Annotated in this window: 14 protein-coding genes; 1 reads left to right on the plus strand and 13 read right to left on the minus strand. The window is 52.9% G+C overall.

The annotated features are described in order from the left end of the window. Nucleotides 1–216: 216 nt before the first annotated feature. Genes mukB through cmoM form a run of 4 tightly spaced genes read right to left on the minus strand, consistent with a single transcriptional unit; the run spans nt 217 to nt 7,467 of the window. Nucleotides 217–4,677 carry a chromosome partition protein MukB gene (gene mukB, locus WHR59_RS15520; protein WP_338843281.1) on the minus strand — a complete coding sequence of 1,487 codons (4,461 nt, stop codon included), beginning with the start codon at nt 4,675–4,677 and terminating at the stop codon, nt 217–219. Beyond that, a complete protein-coding gene (gene mukE / locus WHR59_RS15525; protein ID WP_016152457.1) occupies nt 4,677–5,381 on the minus strand; it encodes a chromosome partition protein MukE in 705 nt (234 codons plus the stop codon). The genes mukB and mukE overlap by 1 nt, the downstream gene beginning before the upstream one ends. After that, nucleotides 5,362–6,684, minus strand: a complete 1,323-nt coding sequence (gene mukF / locus WHR59_RS15530) for a chromosome partition protein MukF (protein WP_043015768.1) — start codon at nt 6,682–6,684, stop codon at nt 5,362–5,364. Before mukF ends, mukE begins: the two co-directional genes overlap by 20 nt. Nucleotides 6,685–6,687: 3 nt before the next feature. Next, nucleotides 6,688–7,467, minus strand: coding sequence for a tRNA uridine 5-oxyacetic acid(34) methyltransferase CmoM (gene cmoM, locus WHR59_RS15535; protein ID WP_047412311.1), 780 nt, complete (start codon nt 7,465–7,467; stop codon nt 6,688–6,690). Between the two features lie 135 nt (nt 7,468–7,602). On the opposite strand from cmoM, the gene elyC reads away from it, so the two are divergent. Continuing rightward, nucleotides 7,603–8,367: an envelope biogenesis factor ElyC gene (gene elyC, locus WHR59_RS15540; protein WP_100194155.1), complete on the plus strand. Its 765-nt coding sequence runs from the start codon at nt 7,603–7,605 to the stop codon at nt 8,365–8,367. 93 nt (nt 8,368–8,460) lie between these two features. On the opposite strand, the gene WHR59_RS15545 is transcribed toward elyC, so the two are convergent. The 9 genes from WHR59_RS15545 to rpsA form a co-directional block, all read right to left on the minus strand. Continuing rightward, nucleotides 8,461–9,354, minus strand: a complete 894-nt coding sequence (locus WHR59_RS15545) for a YcbJ family phosphotransferase (protein ID WP_043015765.1) — start codon at nt 9,352–9,354, stop codon at nt 8,461–8,463. Between the two features lie 163 nt (nt 9,355–9,517). After that, nucleotides 9,518–10,264, minus strand: a complete 747-nt coding sequence (kdsB, locus tag WHR59_RS15550) for a 3-deoxy-manno-octulosonate cytidylyltransferase (protein ID WP_043015764.1) — start codon at nt 10,262–10,264, stop codon at nt 9,518–9,520. Then, nucleotides 10,261–10,443, minus strand: coding sequence for a protein YcaR (ycaR, locus tag WHR59_RS15555; protein ID WP_003035793.1), 183 nt, complete (start codon nt 10,441–10,443; stop codon nt 10,261–10,263). Before ycaR ends, kdsB begins: the two co-directional genes overlap by 4 nt. Before the next feature lie 51 nt (nt 10,444–10,494). Then, nucleotides 10,495–11,727, minus strand: coding sequence for a winged helix-turn-helix domain-containing protein (locus WHR59_RS15560; RefSeq protein ID WP_338843282.1), 1,233 nt, complete (start codon nt 11,725–11,727; stop codon nt 10,495–10,497). A gap of 41 nt (nt 11,728–11,768) precedes the next feature. After that, nucleotides 11,769–12,746 (minus strand): tetraacyldisaccharide 4'-kinase, encoded by a 978-nt coding sequence (lpxK, locus tag WHR59_RS15565; RefSeq protein WP_087051461.1) that lies wholly within the window; start codon nt 12,744–12,746, stop codon nt 11,769–11,771. Next, entirely contained in the window at nt 12,743–14,491 is a 1,749-nt protein-coding gene (gene msbA, locus WHR59_RS15570; RefSeq protein ID WP_043015761.1) for a lipid A ABC transporter ATP-binding protein/permease MsbA, read from the minus strand. The genes lpxK and msbA overlap by 4 nt, the downstream gene beginning before the upstream one ends. Nucleotides 14,492–14,527: 36 nt before the next feature. Continuing rightward, nucleotides 14,528–16,792: a ComEC family protein gene (locus WHR59_RS15575; protein ID WP_172862870.1), complete on the minus strand. Its 2,265-nt coding sequence runs from the start codon at nt 16,790–16,792 to the stop codon at nt 14,528–14,530. 206 nt (nt 16,793–16,998) lie between these two features. Next, the gene (ihfB, locus tag WHR59_RS15580; RefSeq protein ID WP_003035780.1) at nt 16,999–17,283 is read right to left on the minus strand and encodes an integration host factor subunit beta; all 285 of its coding nucleotides are present in this window, start codon (nt 17,281–17,283) and stop codon (nt 16,999–17,001) included. A 160-nt stretch (nt 17,284–17,443) separates the two neighbouring features. Continuing rightward, nucleotides 17,444–19,117 (minus strand): 30S ribosomal protein S1, encoded by a 1,674-nt coding sequence (gene rpsA, locus WHR59_RS15585; protein WP_003035776.1) that lies wholly within the window; start codon nt 19,115–19,117, stop codon nt 17,444–17,446. Nucleotides 19,118–19,211: the final 94 nt, after the last annotated feature.

Genomic DNA, 19,211 nt, shown 5'->3' on the forward strand with positions numbered 1-19,211 from the left:
GTATGTATTCCCCTTTTATTTTAACGGGGTCGGACCTGTAAAACGCCAATACAAGCTGAAGTATGACGAGCAAGCCTGTGACGCGTTAGGCTTACCTTTAGTATATAAACATGAAAAAGTTTTTGCCTAACCTAATGTAAAGAAGTCTAAAGAAATTACACCAGGTATTGAGAATTTTCGGAAAAAAAGAAGGCGGCCATTTAGCCGCCTTTTTGTTTAGCTTGCCTGCGAGGAAGCATCTTCGGTGCCAGGTAACGGCTCAGGTAACTGAGGCGCAAACCCGCGCAGACCCACCACATGAACGTGTTCGGTGTTCTGGAAGACTTTACGCACCAGTTTATAGGTAGTGCCTTTCTCTGGGCTGATGTTTTCCGGCGCGGCGATAATCAGTTGCATTTGCAGACGCTCGCACAGTTCAAACAGGGTCGCGATAGAGCGCGCATCGAGTCGCGCAGCTTCATCAAGGAACAGCAGACGGCAAGGAGAAATATCTTTCCCGCGTAATCTACGCCCTTCGTCTTCCCAGCTTTGTACAACCATCACCAGAATAGACATCCCGGTCCCGATCGCTTCACCCGTTGACAGCGCGCCAGATTCAGCTCGCAGCCAGCCGTCAGAGCCACGGTTAACCTCAACTTCCATTTCCAGATAGTTACGGTAATCCAGCAGCTCTTCACCAATGGTTTGCGGCGTACGTTGCCCCATATCAATTTGCGGATTCAGACGCTGATACAGCTTCGCCAGCGCTTCAGAGAAGGTCAGGCGATTACTGTTAAACAGATCCTGGTGCTGTTCATGCTGTTCGGAAAGTACGTCCAGCAAGGTAGCATGCGTCTCACGTACGTTGACGTTCAGACGAACGCTGTTTACCTGACCAAACGACACGCTTTGCAGTCCCTGGTTCAGCATGCGAATACGGTTCTGTTCGCGCTGAATGGTCTTACGGATGATATTTGCCACGCTGCGAGAGCTGATCGCCAGCTTCTGTTCGCGGGAAGTCAATTCTTCCGTCAGACGGCTCAGCTCAATCTCCATCTGTTCGATGGCTTCAACCGGATCGTCGGTACGGATAATATCCTGGCGAATACGTTCACGCAGATGCTGGTAAACCGCGACAAAGAACTGAATTTTACGCTCTGGGCGTTTTGGATCTTCAGACATGCGCAGCACATCGCGCAGGTGTTCGTTATCTGCAACCGCCAGACGCAGCGCACCGAGCGCCTTATCCGACATCGAACGCAGTTCATCACCGGAAAGGTACGCCAGCTCACGACGGTGCAGGCGGCGTTCAACGCCGTTATCTTTCACCATCCGCATCACCGCACACCATCCAGCTTTTGCGGTAACCACCTGCTCGCGCATCTCAAAATAATCACGTTCCAGCTTGCGCAGCCTGCGGGTCAGGTTGTCCATCTCCGCTTCGCAGAAGGTCAGAGCTTTTTCCAGTTGGTTACGGCGTGCACGGTTATTGCTGAGCTGCGCATGTAGTTCATCACGACGAATACGCGCGCGCTCTTCGGCACCACTGTCCGCACGAACACCGATATCCTGCAGTTCACGTTGTAAATCGTTAAGCAGCTCTTTTTTGGTGTCATAGGAGCTTTTCAGCGACGCCATGACCTGGTTGTACTGGCTTAACTGTGCGGCGTGGCTGCGTAGCGCTTCACGGGCGCGAGTACGTTCCGCTTCCGCCTGTTCCAGGCGCTCACGCAGTTTTTCGTTCAGATCGCTGTTGCCGCTAAGCATTTCGGCAGAGTCGGAATAGCTGAAATGCGCCCGACGCTGCACCACTTCGGTCAGGGCAAAAGCCTGCTGACGCGCATCGCGCTGCATTTGCTGGGAATACGCGTAGTCTTCCTTCAGCTGTTCAAACTGCTCAGGGTCATTTTGCAGAACAGAAACGATAGGTTCCAGTTTGGCTAACTGATTGCCGTGCTGCTGCACAAAACGCGCCGCTTCCTGAGCTTCATCCAGACGCTCGCGAATTTCGTCCACGCGATCGGCCAGCGTGTCATCCGCCAGCAGATTCAAACGCGGCAGCAGGCGGTTAAGCGCTGATACTCCCTCTTTCGCCTGTTCAAACTGCATACGGCTTTGCTGGTTATCATTTTCATGATTGGTCAGCGCACGTTCCAGTTCAACGCGACGGCCATTCAGTTGGCGAATTTCCGCTTCAGGATCGTCTTCAAACGCCACCGACAGATGACTGCCAATAAAGCGACTGAACGCCTGATGCAGACGCTGGGTTTTCTGGACGTCAAAGGAGAGCGTGGCGAAACGTTCAGACAGCCCTTCACGCTCGGCATGCAGAGTTTCGATACGGCTTTCGCGCGCTGCACGACCAAAAATCGGCACCGTCGGGAAGCGGGAATAACGCCACTGACGCTCGGCGGTTTTCACCACTACCGCTTTTTCCAGCTCATCGACGCTGAACACGCTGTCATCAAACGACTGCGGATCCCCTTCAATAAAATAGAGATCTTCCGGGCAATCCGTCAGCCCTTCAAGCTGTTCGGTAATCAGAGACAGATCCGGCACCACGATAGCATGACGCGAAGGTCCGTACAGCGCTGAGAAGTACGGCGCATCTTCAAGGCTAACGTCGTCATAGATTTCTGACAGCAGCACGCCGCCGAAGCGTTCCGCGAGCGCGTTCAGGCGCTGATCTTCCGCCCCGCCGGGCTGACTTAAACGTTCTATCTCTTCATCAACCGCATTTTTGCGCGCGCCGACTTCATCACGCTCAACAATGGCTTCACGCTCGCGCTCCAGCAGTTGTTGCAGATACTCGGTTACGTCCTGGCTTGAGGTAAACTCTTCGCCACACTGCTCGCTAAGCTGGTTCAGGCTATTTTGCGCGGCCAGCCAGACAGGCGCGCGTTTCATCAGATGCTGGATACGAGACTGAAGTTGCTCCTGCTCCTGGCGCAACGTCATACGCTGTTCACTGGCAGAAGAAACGCTGTCCGACAAGGCGGCGATACGCGCTTCCAGCTCCTGGTGCAGGGCTTCCAGCTCATCGATATCGAACTGTTTACCCTGACGTTTGCAGAATTCAGCCAGTAGACGCTCGGCGTCTTGTTGTTCACGCAGACGCTGCTCCAGCTCGCTGAGTCGCATACGCAACGGCTGAACCTGTTCCGCCAGATGGCGCTGTTCAACACCTTCCCGTAGCAGTTCACGCGCCACACTCCAGGCCTCACCACGCGCCAGTGGGCCATTGATCGCCGCCACCAGCTGATAAGCCTGTTCGAACTGACTGTGCGCGGTTTGCGCCACGCTCATTTTTTGTTCCAGCGTCAGCAGTTTTTCAGTAGCTTCCTGCTCTTTGGCCTGGAAAGTTTCCAGCCATTCGGCAGCGCTGTCGGCGGTCAGATCCGGTAAGTGGCAAAGCTCTTTCGCCCGATTCAGCGCCTGGATCGCCTGGGTATACTGGATGGCTCGCGTTTGCTGGACGTCCAGCGCCTGCTGGTAATCAGCAAGCTGGCTTTTCAGCTCATCCACTTCCAGTTCAGCGGCTTCTGCGCGGGCTTCGTTTTCTTCCTGGCGGTCAACGGCTTCCGCAACCACCTCATTTTGTTCTTCGAGCCGGATCTGCAGTTCTTCGAGATCCGCTTCATAGCGTTCAATTTTTTCCTGCTGACGCAGCGCGGTTTGCACCAGATTAAGGTGATCGCTCGCGGCCTGGTAATCCGCTTCCAGATCGCCTTCCGCCCCGTTGTGCTCACCCAGCTCGCGCGCCATATCCACGTGCTTATACTGCTCTGCCGCCAACTGCTTGCGTGAAGTATGCAGCTCACGACGGTATTCCAGCGCTTTATCGAGATGAATACGACGTTCGTTGGCGTGGCGCATATAATCCGCGGCCACATAGTTGGTCGCTTCGCTGATCAAATGCTTAAACAGGTCGCGGTCAGACTGGGTTACACGAATCGCTTCCAGCGTCATACGGTTTTCACGCAGCGCGGCTTCCATATCCTGGAACGCTTTACGTACGCCGCTATTTTCTGGTAGCAGGTAGTCACGCAGTGAACGGGTAATGGCGCTGGAGATCCCGCCGTACAGCGAGGCTTCAATCAGACGATAGAATTTACTACGGTCAGACGCGGAGCGCAGGCGGCGGGCAATGATGCCCAGATCGAACATCAGCGAGTGATAATCAGTTATTGAGTTGAACTGCTTAAACTGCACGCCTTCCATCTCATCAAGCTTCTCTTTCAGCTCAGAGAGGGACAGCACGCGCGCCTGGCGTTCATTCAGCGTTTCTGTCACCAGTTGGGTTGGCTGCACCGACATCGGCAGTCCCTGAATGGCAAACGGTTTGATATCCACTTTGCGATCGCGACCGGCAACCTGTTGCAGACGCACACCCACGACCACGCGCTGATGGCGCGAGTTGAGGACATCGAGCATTGAGTAACAGACACCCGCCTTTAGCTTACCGTGCAGGCCCTTATCACGTGAACCGCTGGTTGCCCCGGCTTCGGTGGTGTTACGGAAATGCAGCAGCGTTAAGTCCGGGATGAGTGCCGTAACAAATGCCGCCATGGTGGTGGATTTACCCGCACCGTTACCACCGGACAGCGTGGTAACCAGTTCGTCAAGGTCGAACGTACGAGCAAAAAAACCATTCCAGTTAATCAGCGTAAGTGAGCGAAATTTACCGCGTTCAATCATTATTCTTCTTCTCCACTGTCCGGCTGATTCTCTTCAGGCTCATCGTTGAGCTGCAGGCGGTTCTCGACCGGCATCGCTTCGCCATCACGAATTAAGCGACGCTGCGCTTCGCGCGGATCGTCACCGCTGCGCACGTCCGCGCCAAAGCGGAAGACGGATTCCGTAATCCGGAATTTGCTGCTGTCGTGGCCCATAAACCACACCATGCCTAAACGGCGCAGGCGGTTTAACGAAGAACGAACCTTTTCCTGGAGCTTCTGACGGTCAACGTCTGAACCGGTTGAACGGTTGTTCACCAGCTTCAGCAGCTTCGCTTCATCAGCCAGCGTTAGCAGTTCGTCATACAGCTCTTGCTGAGTAAAAATCCCTTCGTTCGCCAGACGTTCCGGGCTGAGATAGAGATAGCAAAGAATTTTACCGACCATCATGTCCAGTTCAGACAGGACCGAACGGGGAATGAGCGTCGTTGAACGCGGGCGAAGGTAGAAGAACCCTTCCGGCGCACGGATCAATTCCACGTTATAGCGGCTGTAAAACTCTTCAAAATATTCCTGAAAATCCATCAGGAAGGCATGATTATCCAGTTCATCCAGACCGATATGACGGCCCGAACGTAAGGCGCTATCCAGCGCCGGAAATAACGGATTCGCCAGCGCCTGCGCCAGCTTTACCGGCATCACTTGTTCAATATTTGTCAATGACATGCGCCTGTACCTTGGCTCCGTAATCATTAATCGGCTGCCATTTGGCTGGCAGTCCGGTGAAATCTGCTTGCGCTACGCCAAGGCGTACCGCCTGATCGATAACAATACGCGCGACGTCGAAATGACGCGCACGTGGGTATTGCGCCAGATACTCGCGCACTACCAAACCGAGATCCAGTGGTGTTTGTCTGGATTTGTAGATAGCCAACTGTTCTTCGATGATCGCCGCCAGTTGTTCACGGATCTCGTTAAATTCTTCATATTCCAGATCTGCCGGAAGCTCACCGGTGACCTCTTCGTCACGCAACACCATCTCCTCGTCACGCATATCCAGCAGACGATCGGCGTTGGCATAGGTCAGCGCCCACGGTTCGTCAAAATAGGTCTGCACGGACTGACGCAGACGCTGGGCAAAGACACGGTTTTTATCCATATCGATCGCGGTACGGATAAACTTATGCACGTGACGATCGTAGCCGATCCACAAATCAATAGACTGCTGACCCCAACTGATAATACGGTCAAGCTTGCTTTGTAAGTCAAATACCAGCCGATCGACGAAATGTAAATCGTCATGTGTCATCGTAGCGTCCTGGATGCGTAACAGGTTAGCCTGCAGCTTATCCCCCGCCGCTTCCAGCGTATCCTGCAGTTCGCGCAGCGTACCAGACGTTTCAGAAAGCAGCAGTTCACAGCTGGAAATAGCCGCCCGCCAGTCTTTATTCAGCAGTTGCGCAATATCGTCTTTTACCTGCTGCTGCTGTTCATCCATGATGCGCTGGGTGAGATCAATACTGTCGAAAATCTCCGCCACTGAGTATTTCAATGGCGCATAGACGTTGCGATGCCAGTGGAACTCATCGCCGCCTTCCGCTGCCGCATCCGCCGCGCGTTTCAGTTCACCTGCAACAATCGACAACTGCATCGAAAGACGTAGCGTAGAGAATTCACGCTGACGAATATAGTAATCCGTGATGCCAATTCCCAATGGCGTTAAACGGTAAATGGCGTTGCCTTCCGCCTGCTCGCTGGTAAAGCGGTTCAGCAGACGTTGACGTACCATATCGTTGATCGCGTTGTTGGCGCGTACGCCGATGGTTTCGCTGGTTTGCTCAAACGCATCACTCACATGGCGGAACGCATCCACCAGTTCACCTTCACTCATCTCGCCGTCGAGTCGCTCACCGTTTAGTGTGGCAACCGCCAGCAGGAACGAAAGTCTGTCTACCGGCAGAGAGATGGAGAAGTCATTTTTTCTGGCCCAGGCAACCAGTTCGGGGACTGTCTGGGAAAATTCACTCATAAATTATCCTTGCATCTGCGGTTTGCGCGCGGTGACATGAATATAACGTCCAAGGCTGATAAACGGCTCCTGGCGACAATAGCGCGTTTCTATTTCTGTTAAAGCGTCAAAACAGTCATGCTGTTTTTGTTTATCACGCAGATAATCATGAAACACCCTCACGCCCGTTTTACCGGTTATCTCCCAGCCAATCTCCTCCAGCCAGCCATAGACCTGCTGAGGGTCGCGCGGAAAATCGGGAGACAACGTGCGCCGTTTCTTTTTATACATTCCCTGCTGTACATAGCCGAAATTACCGACCAACACATTACGCATCAACAGACCGTTTGCATTGTAGAACATCAGCGATAAAGCACCGCCCGGGCGTAACATCGACCACAGTGTTTTTAAGACGGCTTGCGGGTCGGCCACCCATTCCAGCACAGCATGAAACAATATCAGATCAACCTGAGAATCCAAATGCTGTGGGATGTCCTGAGCGGCACAATGTATAAAATGCATGTTGTCGCTCACACCTTGCTCTTCTGCCGCCCGTTGCGCTCGCGCCACCATCTCAGCAGAAAGATCGCACAAGGTAACGTGATGGCCCCGCTGCGCCATCAGAATAGCTGTCTGCCCTTCTCCGCCACCCGCATCAAGCACACGCAATGTTTGACCCGCGTAGCCGGCAAGAAGTTTGTCCAGATCCTGCCAGAGGATCGTCTGACGAAGCTGACCTTTGGTGGTGCCGTAAATGTTACGGGAAAACTTCTCTGCAATGTCATCAAAATTGCGGTCCCGCATCGGGCTCTCCACATACTGGCTTTAGGGTGACTGAGTAAAACCGCTATTTTGTCACACCCACGCCGAGAATGAACCTTCCTGGTGTAATATCCCTGCAGATCCCCTGCTGTATGGTTAAAAAAGGAACCAAAAAGAATGCTTTTTACGCTGAAGAAAGTGATTGGCGGTATGATGCTGCCGCTTCCGTTGATGCTGCTTGTGATGGGCATCGGCCTGGCGCTGGTCTGGTTCAGCCGCTTTCAGAAAACGGGGAAAGTGTGTATTAGCCTGAGTTGGCTGGCGCTGTTACTTCTTAGCTTACAACCCGTCGCCGACAGTCTGCTGAAACCAATTGAGGACAGTTATCCAACCTGGCAGGATACGCAAAAAGTGGAATACATTGTAGTGCTGGGCGGAGGGTATACCTGGAATCCTCAGTGGGCGCCAAGTTCTAACCTGATCAACAACAGCCTTCCGCGTCTGAATGAAGGGCTGCGTTTGTGGCGAGCCAATCCTGGGTCGAAAATGATTTTCACTGGAGGCGTTGCAAAGACCAACACCGTAAGTGCGGCAGAAGTTGGTGCCCACGTGGCGCAGTCGCTGGGGGTACCAGTCGATGACATCATCACCCTGGATCAACCCAAAGATACCGAAGAAGAAGCCGCAGCGGTAAAGCAGGCCATCGGCAACGCGCCGTTCCTGCTGGTAACCTCTGCCTCGCACTTGCCGCGTGCCATGATTTTCTTCCAGCAGGCCGGGCTACATCCGCTGCCAGCACCGGCCAATCAGTTAGCGATTGATTCACCGCTTAATCCGTGGGAGCGCGCAATTCCTTCACCTGTCTGGCTAATGCATAGCGATCGTGTGGGTTATGAAACCCTGGGACGCATCTGGCAGTGGCTAAAAGGATCGGAACATTGATAGCATTTTTGCCTGATGGGGACGCTGACGCGTCTAATCAGGCCTTCGGGTTCAATGCAGAATGGCTGGCCTGATAAGATGTTCACGTGTTCATCAGGCCAGCCACGGCAGCAATGATTTTGTCGCCAGGTCAAAGTTGGAGCGATTAAAACGCCCGGTGTTGACCAGTTGCGCGACCTCATCCCATAACACGTACAACCAGCGCCGCCAGATAAATGACTCCGCCACTGGCGCGCGTTGCAGGTACTGCCAAAGCAGGCTTTCGGCCAGCGCATTATCCATCAGGCGAAACAGTTCATATTCTCTTGGCGCCCACAGCATCAACCCCGGTCCCACCATCGCCAGAAGCTGATCGCTGCGGGCATCTTTGAGCATGCTACGTAAACTGAAATTACCGTGGATCAGCACGCAGTTATCATTGAACCCTTCAAATAAGGCGGGCAAACACTCACGGGTGCGAAACAGGATCCGCTTATCCTGCATCGTCAGCCCGGTATTGTTGAACTGATTTAGCGTAGTCCACAGCACCTCAACGCGCTGACGATACCAGGATGGCCAGATATTCTCTTGCGTGTTATCCACCATTCCCACGCAGCCACGGCTATCCTGCCGATGCCATGACAGCAGACCTTCTACTATCTGATCTTTCAAATGTTCCCAGCGTTCAGGCGTTCGGGCTGGCGCTTCCACTGGTACGCCGCGTAGACGCTCAAGCAGCAACACATCAGGACCGGGATGCTCCTCGTGCGTTAAGACCCCATAAATGACTGGCATTCGAACCGTACCACTGCGCGCCAGCATGGAGGTTTTCCATGCCAGCTGCTGCGCCATACCCGGCGTGGTGAAACTCCTCGCCATCAGCGGCATCGGATTTCCCTGGCTGTCATACAGCGACCACAGGGCCGTATCCGCTTTTTCATTCACGCATTCTATACGACTGAGTTTTTCACCCAACAGATGGCTGAGTTCGGCACGCAACTGTTCCATTTCAGATTGCCCTCATAAATGCTACTGCTTTCATAATGAGCGTCGTGCAGACAGATGTCACCCGGATGAGATCAATTGATGAAAAGAAAAGTGGGGGGAAAGCGTAACGATACGACACTCCTCCCAAAAATTCGCGTTACCAGGGGGAGTGTCGTGAGAAAAACTAACGCATTTCGGCGCGAACGCGCTCAAGATCTTCGGCAGTGTCTACGCCGGTACCGGGTACTTCTTTGGCGACGGCAACGTGAATTTTTTCGCCGTACCACAGCACACGTAGCTGCTCCAGCATTTCAATATGCTCAAGCGGGCTGGGCTGCCAGTTAACATAGCGGCGGATAAAACCGGCGCGATAGCCGTAAATACCCAGATGGCGCAGGAAGGTGTCACCCACCGTTTCCAGGCTCCTGGCAAAACGATCGCGATCCCACGGGATGGTCGCGCGTGAAAAATAGAGCGCATACCCTTCGGCGTCCAGAACGACTTTTACCGCATTCGGGTTAAATGCCTCTTCCGCACTGTGAATCGGAGCCGCAAGTGTCGCCATACCGACCTGGCGCTGCGCCAGATTCTCTGCGACCTGGCGAATAATGACCGCCGGGATCATCGGCTCATCACCCTGTACATTCACAATAACGGTATCGTCGCTAAAACCACATTTCTCGACGACTTCCGCCAGACGCTCCGTACCGGACTGGTGATCGGCGCGAGTCATGCATACTTCGCCACCCACCGCTTCTACCGCGCGAGCGACATCTTCGTGATCGGTCGCAACGATAATACGTTCAGCGCCAGATTCACGCGCACGCTCCAGAACATGCACGATCATCGGCTTGCCGTTGATATCCAACAGCGGCTTGCCCGGCAAACGTGTGGACGCATATCGCGCAGGAATAATGACCACAAAACTCATGATTTACTCTCATCAGCAGTCAGAACGCGGGCTTCGGTTTCCAGTAAAACGGGAATACCATCACGCAGTGGGAAAGCAAGGTTATCCAGTTTACAAATCAGTTCCTGTTTTTCCTGGTTAAACCAGAGTTTGCCATTGCATACCGGGCAGGCAATGATTTCAAGCAGACGATGATCCATAGTTCCTCCAGATGGACCGGATTGTGAATCCGTAAATATTAACATAATCGCTTAAAGGGCTGGGTCTATTTCCCAACCATGGCGTACATCAGCAAATAAACCTTCAGGATAGCGTCCCAGCGTCACGCGTGTTGCCTGCTGCCAGCGGGCAAAATCATCAATCGCCTGAAACAATCCTTTTTGCAGAGTAACCCCAGGTTTGACGCCATCCTGTAACCACAATGAAATCACATCCAGCACGCCCGTTTTGCGGTGCATTTTGGCATCCATCCGCCCAACTAATTGCCCGCGATGCAGCAACGGCAAGACGAAATAACCATACTGACGTTTCGGCGCCGGTGTATAACATTCCAGCCGGTAGCTAAAATCGAATAGCTGTTCTGCCCGTTTACGATCCCAAACCACCGGATCAAAGGGCGATAATACTGCGCTATGGGTCGCCGTTAATTTACCCGCCAGCGCCTGCTCCAGCAGCGGCTGAAAGTGACTGTGCAGCCACAGGGTTCCCAGCCCTTCGACGTCGACAGGAATAATTTGTTGCTGCTGCGCGCGCACGTTACACCAGTTTTTTAGCGCCGGGCGCTTGAGACGGTAGTAGTCTGCCAGCCACTGTTCGCGAAAAATCCCCAGGCTACGGGCGCTGTTATCCAGCATGGCGCTTTCAGCATCCTCCTGCGAAAGCAGGTCGCGTTCATCATCCCAGTGCGGCATGACGCGATGGGTTAGATCATACACTCGCTGGAAATTACGCCTTTCCACCACCATGACTTTCCCGGCAGTGAACAGCCCTTCAAGATGACGCTTATGCGGCTTCCATTCCCACCAGCCGCTGGCCCCCTTGCGCGGATGCTCAAAATCGGCAGAGCGTACTGGTCCGTTATGTTGGATGTGCTGGAGCAGTTGCTCAATTTCATGCGCATGTTCTTTCATCCATTCCGCTTTATATTTCCAGCCCATTTTCTCCGGGGCCAGCATGCGGTGGCGTATCAGCATAAAGTCGCTGCGCGGCAAAAAGCAGGCCTCGTGCGCCCAGTATTCCATCAATGCGCCCTGCTGCAATGCGTCATCCAGCCACTGGGGGGAATAATCGCCCAAACGACTAAACAGCACCAGGTAAGGGCTGCGCGCCACAATATTGATGGTATCGATTTGCAGTAACGACATGCGAGAAATGGTGGTAAGAATATCTGCTGGGGTTGCCCGACGGCGTATTTTTTTCAGCAGCCCTTGAGCGGCAAGGTGAAGATGACGGGCATCCGTCAAAGAAAGACGCGGCAACGACATTTATGGCCTCATAAATGATTCGCTGCCGCAGCGTGAATCAGTTAGCGAGTCAGCGAGATTAAGTTATCCAACAACACATCAGGCCGATCGCCTGACAAATGAGCGTCAACAGGTAAATACCACCAGTTTTCATCGGCAAATGCCCGGCACTTAACCGCATCTTTTTCCGTCATTACCAGCGTTTGTCCGGCGTCTACAAACGCACTGACGTCACTGTAGGTCAGAGACTGATGGTCTGCCAGCGCAATGCTTTTTTGTATGCTGGCACCACACGCTTGCAGCGTGGCAAAAAAACGCGGTGGGTGGCCAATGCCCGCCATGGCGACAATATTGGTCAACTGCGCCACATCGCGGCGTTCACCCGTGCGTAAATTAACGGCCAGCCCCGGTTCAAGTCGCATAGGGATTTCCCCTGGCTGCGCAACGCCACCGTTAACGATAGTCGCATCAACCGATTTAAGCCGACCTGCGCGCTCCCGCATAGGACCAGCGGGAAGCCACCAGCCATTGCCAAACCGACGTTCGCCATCAATAACCACGATTTCAACATCTCGCGCCAGACGATAGTGCTGTAGACCATCGTCTGTCACAATAATCTGCACGTCATGTTGGGCCAAAATGGCTTTTACCGCATCCGATCTTACCGGGGATACCGCCACCGGCACGCCGGTACGTTGGGCGATCAGCACCGGTTCATCGCCCGCTTCTGCGGTAGTAGTATCAGCGGTCAGCAACAGCGGATAAGCAGGCGCTTTCCCGCCATAACCACGCGACACCACGCCCACGCGGATCCCACGTTGCCGTAGTTGTTCAACCAGCCAAATCACCACCGGTGTTTTGCCATTGCCGCCGGCGGTTAGGTTTCCGACCACCACAACCGGCACTGGCGCACGCCATGCGCGTTTAATCCCAAGCTTGTAGCATAAACGGATCCCGCCACTCACCAGGCCATACAACCAGGAGAGTGGGAGTAACAGTCGCCACAGCGGCGACTCACCAGACCAGATTCGTGCGATCATTGACCGAATTGCATTTTGTGTAATTGCGCATACACCCCACGCTGCTCAATCAGCTCGCTATGGGTTCCGCGCTCAACAATAATACCGTCTTCCACCACGATGATTTCATCCGCCTGTTCGATGGTAGAAAGGCGGTGGGCAATCACCAGAGAAGTACGGTTTTTCTGTAACTCATCCAGAGCAGCCTGAATCGCGCGTTCAGATTCGGTATCGAGTGCCGACGTTGCTTCATCAAGGATCAGAATCGGACTGTCACGCAACAAGGCGCGTGCGATAGCGATACGCTGGCGCTGACCACCGGAAAGCAGGACGCCGTTTTCGCCAATCACCGTATCGAGGCCATTGTCCATCTTGTTGATGAAATCCATGGCGTAGGCCATTTGCGCCGCTTTTTCGATCTGCTCGCGGCTGTACAAATCGGTACGCGCATAGGCGATGTTATTGGCAACCGTATCGTTAAACAGGTGCACATTCTGCGAAACCAATGCAACCTGATCGCGCAGGGATGCCAGGGTATATTCGCGTAGATCGTGTCCGTCCATCAGGATCTGCCCTTCATCAATATCGTAGAAGCGCGTAATCAGGCTGGCGATGGTGGATTTCCCTGAACCCGAACGCCCAACCAAAGCAACGGTTTTGCCCGCTGGAATGTTCAGGTTGATATTGCGCAGCGCAGGCACTTCACGTCCTGGATAGGTGAAAGTCACGTTGCGGAACTCAAGATTACCGGTAGCACGTTCGATTACGCGTGTACCTTCGTCTTTTTCCTGCTCGCTATCCAGAATCGTAAATAAGGTCTGGCATGCCGCCATACCGCGCTGGAACTGCGCGTTGACGTTGGTCAGCGATTTCAATGGACGCATCAGCGCGATCATTGACGAGAAGACAACCGTAATTGTCCCTGCTGTCAGGTTTTCCATCACGCTTGGGAAGCTGGCTGCATACAACACGAAGGCCAGCGCCAGAGACGCGATCAGCTGGATGATAGGATCGGAGATAGAAGAGGCAGAAACCATCTTCATGCCCTGCAAGCGCATCTTGTTGCTGACTTTATCGAAGCGCTTGGTTTCGACTTCCTGACCACCAAAAATCAGAACTTCTTTGTGCCCTTTTAGCATCTGCTCCGCACTGGTCGTAACCTGCCCCATGGTGTTTTGCATGTTTTTACTGATGCTACGAAAGCGCTTAGAAACTATACGAATAGCCACTGAAACAATTGGCGCCAGTACAATCAGGATCAACGACAGTTGCCAGCTGTAATAAAACATCATGATAAACAGGCCAATAATTGAAGCCCCTTCACGTACCACGGTGATCAGCGCGCCGGAAGACGAGGACGCTACCTGCTCTGAATCATAGGTAATACGTGACAGCAGCGTACCTGTAGACTGCTTATCAAAAAAGGAGACCGGCATACCCATCATATGACCAAACAAGCGGCGACGCATGGTCATGACCACTTTGCCTGACACCCATGAGATGCAGTAACTAGAAACATAGCTGGTAAAGCCGCGGAGAACCATTAGTCCAATGACCACCAGCGGCATCCACAGCAGCACCGAGCGATCCGTTTTACCAAAACCATCATCCAGTAATGGCTTAAGGAGCGATAGCATGAAGGTATCGCTGGCCGCGTTAAGTATTAACGCTATACCCGCCACGATCAGACCCGATTTAAAAGGCGCTATGGTTGGCCATAGTCGGCGAAACGTCTGCCACGTAGAGAGATCTTTATCGTTATGCATTCAAAAAACCAGCATTTGTTAGAATAGCCGCATATTCTACCCGTTATCATCCGACACGCCAAACCACTGATGATACCAACGAGGTAAAATCTGATCCCGCAAGCTACGTACTCGCCAGTTTTTTGGATAAAAATCCAGCGTAATCTGCCCCTGATGTGGTGTATCCAGCCATTGATAATTTTGTTGTCGATAACGTTGCTCCACTTTCCAGGACGGTAGACGCCAGGCATTATAACGGGATGCAGAGGCTAACGCGGCCTGTCCGCCCACCCGCTGAATCAGCGCCAGTGATGATGAGGTATTGCTGCCATGATGCGGAACCTGCACCACCGTAGACTGCAGATGCTGCCAATAGTGACTTAGCATTTTTTGTTCAGCGGGAGACTCAATATCGCCGGTCAGCAGAATACTCTGATTCCCATCATCGACCTTTACCACGCAGGAGTGGTTATTCCCCGCATCTGTGCTTCCACGTACCGGCCAGTGCGCAGTGAAGGTTAACCCTTGCCACTGCCAGCGCTCCCCACGAAAGCACGGAAGATGCCCTTCCCAACCTAACGGACTTCTTATCCATAACGACGGCCAGGCTTGCTGCAGCGAGCGCAACCCGCCCCGATGATCCATATGCTCATGGCTTAAAATTACCCCTTGCGGCTCCAGATTGTGCCAGCGTAGCCAGGGAATAATCAGCTGTTGCGCGCTATCGCCTTCAGGCCATGCCAGACCAGTATCGTAAAGCAGCGCTTTCCCATTACGCGCAATCACCATCGCCAGCCCCTGCCCGACATCCAGCATATGCACTTGCCACACGTCAGTGCGTGACGTTCGCCAGAATGGGCTGCTCAATAAAAGGGGCACTGTGACACAAACTACCGGTAGCGTTCGCCAGACGTTCAATCGATATAAGACGAGCAGGAGTGCGGGTAAAAATGCAAGCCATTGCCAACGTGCATCAATATTGATCCACCCTTCAGGCAGGCTCCTGAGCCCCCAAAATAACAGCGCCAGCGAGCGATCTGCTAAATACCACAAGCCCGATTCAATCATCGCCAGCCCGGTTAAATGCACGATCATACCTGCTAATATCAACGGTACGGAAACAAAGGTGACCAGAGGTACGGCAAATAAATTCGCCAGAAATGAGGTCAGGCTGAAACCATGAAACATCGCGATTTGCACTGGCAGAAGCAGAAGCGTAATTCCCAATTGCAAATGAGCAAGCGCCAGAAATTGGCGTCCAACGCGCGATAGCGGCCAATCTGGCATTGGAACCCATTGATACCAGAACAGCAGTGCCGCAACGGCAAAAGCAGACAACCACAGACTCTGTGAAAGAACGGCGACAGGATCCACCACCAGAATGGCTGCCAGACAGCAGACCCAAACCGACCATCCATTCCACTGCCTGCCACTGAGTTTTAGCGCCCCCCAGACCAGCAGCGCAACAACCGTCCGTAATGCCGGGGGCTGTAGTCCCGTTAGCCAGGCATAGAATATTGCACAGACAACCCCACCCACTAAAGGAACCGGCCAGCAAATCCAACTGGCTGGCATAAAAAATTGACCCGCGCGAACTAACCCTGCAGCCAGAAGTGCGGCAAACGCAATATGCAGCCCGGAAATCGCCATCAAATGGGTCGTACCGGTATCACGCATAATGGTTTTCACCTCTTGTGACACCGATAAACGCTCCCCCATTCCCAGACCCAATATGACTTGCTGCCAGGGATAATCGGCGAGCGCAGTTTTCAACGAGGAGAGATACCGCGAACGCAAACTGCATTGTGGTGAGATAACCGAAGCCTGCAAAAATCTTCCCGTCAGCGGCAGGTGCTGCGCCAACGCGTAACGCTGGCTATCAAACCCGCCCTCGTTCAATTGGCCATGTACAGCACGAACCTTCAGCGTCATCGCCCATGTCTGACCCGCGCAAACGTCGTCGGGTAAGTACTGTCCATACAGAATAATTCCGATGGCGGGAAATATCCGCTTCCCCTGCAGATGCGTGATCTGGCCGTAGTGCGTTGTCATGTTATCGGTTGCGGTTATCCGCACGATAGCCTGCTGGGTTTTCGCAGGCAGCGTATTACCGGCCCACAGCGTATCTTTCGCAGCGAGAACGCCCCAAAGAAAAAACAGCAGGATTACACCGGCGAAACGTACAGGCCTGCGAGAAATAAGACAGAGCAAGCATGACAGGCAAAATACGACGCTGATGCACAGCATGTCAGGTAGCCCAGGTAAGAGCATAAGCGGGAGAATGCCGAATAATGCACACGTACCAACCGTTGTTATTTTCATCAGTCACCTCCCTGTAACAGGAAGTGTGCGGTAATATGCGCCGGTTGTCTGGTGCCAATTTAGCGTTATACGGCGTGTGTTCCGCTGGTATTTAACAGCGCATGTAACGTACAAATTAACTGGGAGGAGGATTCCAGGATGGGCAGGCAGAAATGAAAAAAGCACCCATGCGGGTGCTTTTCTCGGCGTTAAGTCTCGCTAAAAACTTAACCGTAAATATTGGCGCGATCGCGCAGTTCTTTACCTGGTTTAAAGTGCGGAACGTATTTTCCTTCCAGATCCACTTTATCACCGGTCTTCGGATTACGTCCGGTGCGCGGTGCGCGGTAATGCAAAGAGAAGCTGCCGAAACCGCGGATTTCAATACGCTCGCCCTGCGCAAGAGTCGAGGCCATATGTTCCAGCATTTCTTTCACTGCATCTTCAACCGCTTTCGCGGGAATATGAGGTTGCTGGGTTGCAAGTCTTTCAATCAATTCTGACTTGGTCATGATTCCTCCGGTTCCTTAAAGGCATAATTAGCTGCTGCATTGATTAAGGGCGGCCTTAGCCGCCCTTTGTCATTGATTACAGGACGAATCCTGTAATCTGTCAAGCTACTCGTCACCCTTTGTGCTGTTAACAGCACAAAGGATTTAGGAGCACTCGATATTACTCGCCTTTAGCTGCTTTGAAAGCTTCAGCCATTGCGTTGTTAGAGAAATTAGCATCTTCCTGTTTGTTAACAGTTGCGATTGCATCTTTCTCATCAGCTTCGTCTTTAGCACGAACAGACAGGCTGATTGCGCGGTTCTTACGATCAACGCCGGTGAATTTAGCTTCAACGTCGTCGCCAACGCTCAGAACCAGAGTTGCATCTTCAACACGGTCGCGGGAAGCTTCAGAAGCGCGCAGGTAACCTTCAACGCCGTCAGCCAGTTCTACGGTTGCGCCTTTAGCGTCAACTGCAGTGACTTTACCGTTTACGATTGCGCCTTTTTTGTTCAGTGCAACCCAGTTGTTGAACGGATCTTCTGCGAGCTGTTTAACGCCCAGAGAGATACGCTCACGCTCTGCGTCAACCTGCAGAACAACTGCTGCGATTTCGTCGCCTTTTTTGTATTCACGAACTGCTTCTTCGCCTGCAACGTTCCAGGAGATGTCAGACAGGTGAACCAGGCCGTCGATGCCGCCGTCCAGGCCGATGAAGATACCGAAGTCAGTGATAGACTTGATTTTACCTTCAACACGGTCGCCCTTGTTGTGGGTTTCCGCGAACTGCTGCCATGGGTTGTTTTTGCACTGCTTCAGACCCAGGGAGATACGACGACGTTCTTCGTCGATATCCAGAACCATAACTTCCACTACATCGCCAACGTTAACAACTTTGGACGGGTGGATGTTTTTGTTGGTCCAATCCATTTCGGAAACGTGAACCAGGCCTTCAACGCCTTCTTCGATTTCAACGAAGCAGCCGTAGTCGGTCAGGTTGGTCACGCGACCAGTCAGTTTGGTACCTTCTGGATAACGCTTAGCGATAGCTACCCATGGATCTTCGCCCAGCTGTTTCAGGCCCAGAGATACACGAGTACGCTCGCGGTCGAACTTCAGCACTTTAACAGTGATTTCGTCGCCAACGTTTACGATTTCGCTCGGATGCTTAACGCGTTTCCATGCCATGTCGGTGATGTGCAGCAGGCCGTCAACGCCACCCAGATCAACGAATGCACCGTAGTCAGTGAGGTTCTTAACGATACCTTTAACTTCCATGCCTTCCTGCAGGTTTTCCAGCAGCTGATCGCGTTCTGCGCTGTTTTCGGATTCGATAACGGCACGACGGGAAACAACAACGTTGTTACGCTTCTGATCCAGCTTGATTACTTTGAATTCAAGCTCTTTGCCTTCCAGGTGCAGCGTGTCGCGGACCGGACGAACGTCTACCAGGGAACCCGGCAGGAACGCGCGAATACCATTCAGCTCAACAGTGAAGCCACCCTTGACTTTGCCATTGATAACACCAGTAACGGTTGCAGCTTCTTCGTAAGCTTTTTCCAGCGTGATCCAAGCTTCGTGACGTTTAGCTTTTTCACGGGACAGCAGGGTTTCACCGAAGCCGTCTTCTACTGCATCCAGAGCAACGTCAACTTCGTCACCAACCTGGATTTCCAGCTCGCCCTGGGCGTTTTTGAACTGCTCTGCCGGAATGGCGGACTCAGATTTCAGACCAGCGTCAACCAGTACTACGTCTTTGTCGATAGCAACAACAACACCACGAACGATGGAACCCGGACGGGTTTCGATTTCTTTTAAGGATTCTTCAAACAGTTGAGCAAAAGATTCAGTCATGTTTAATCTTCAGGTTTCATATTTAACGTCCACCTGGCTCCATGCCGGATGGGGTTGTTTAACATACCCGCTGTCAATCCATTGCAACGGGGGT

The sequence above is a fragment of the Citrobacter europaeus genome (genome assembly GCF_037482245.1).
GTDB lineage: Bacteria > Pseudomonadota > Gammaproteobacteria > Enterobacterales > Enterobacteriaceae > Citrobacter > Citrobacter europaeus.

Coding starts and splice junctions, on each gene's coding strand:
- elyC (WP_100194155.1), top strand. CDS start 7,603: ATGCTTTTTACGCTGAAGAAAGTGATTGGCGGTATGATGCTGCCGCTT.
- ycaR (WP_003035793.1), bottom strand. CDS start 10,443: ATGGATCATCGTCTGCTTGAAATCATTGCCTGCCCGGTATGCAATGGC.
- WHR59_RS15545 (WP_043015765.1), bottom strand. CDS start 9,354: ATGGAACAGTTGCGTGCCGAACTCAGCCATCTGTTGGGTGAAAAACTC.
- cmoM (WP_047412311.1), bottom strand. CDS start 7,467: ATGCGGGACCGCAATTTTGATGACATTGCAGAGAAGTTTTCCCGTAAC.
- WHR59_RS15575 (WP_172862870.1), bottom strand. CDS start 16,792: ATGAAAATAACAACGGTTGGTACGTGTGCATTATTCGGCATTCTCCCG.
- ihfB (WP_003035780.1), bottom strand. CDS start 17,283: ATGACCAAGTCAGAATTGATTGAAAGACTTGCAACCCAGCAACCTCAT.
- rpsA (WP_003035776.1), bottom strand. CDS start 19,117: ATGACTGAATCTTTTGCTCAACTGTTTGAAGAATCCTTAAAAGAAATC.
- lpxK (WP_087051461.1), bottom strand. CDS start 12,746: ATGATCGCACGAATCTGGTCTGGTGAGTCGCCGCTGTGGCGACTGTTA.
- mukE (WP_016152457.1), bottom strand. CDS start 5,381: ATGTCATTGACAAATATTGAACAAGTGATGCCGGTAAAGCTGGCGCAG.
- kdsB (WP_043015764.1), bottom strand. CDS start 10,264: ATGAGTTTTGTGGTCATTATTCCTGCGCGATATGCGTCCACACGTTTG.
- mukF (WP_043015768.1), bottom strand. CDS start 6,684: ATGAGTGAATTTTCCCAGACAGTCCCCGAACTGGTTGCCTGGGCCAGA.
- WHR59_RS15560 (WP_338843282.1), bottom strand. CDS start 11,727: ATGTCGTTGCCGCGTCTTTCTTTGACGGATGCCCGTCATCTTCACCTT.
- mukB (WP_338843281.1), bottom strand. CDS start 4,677: ATGATTGAACGCGGTAAATTTCGCTCACTTACGCTGATTAACTGGAAT.
- msbA (WP_043015761.1), bottom strand. CDS start 14,491: ATGCATAACGATAAAGATCTCTCTACGTGGCAGACGTTTCGCCGACTA.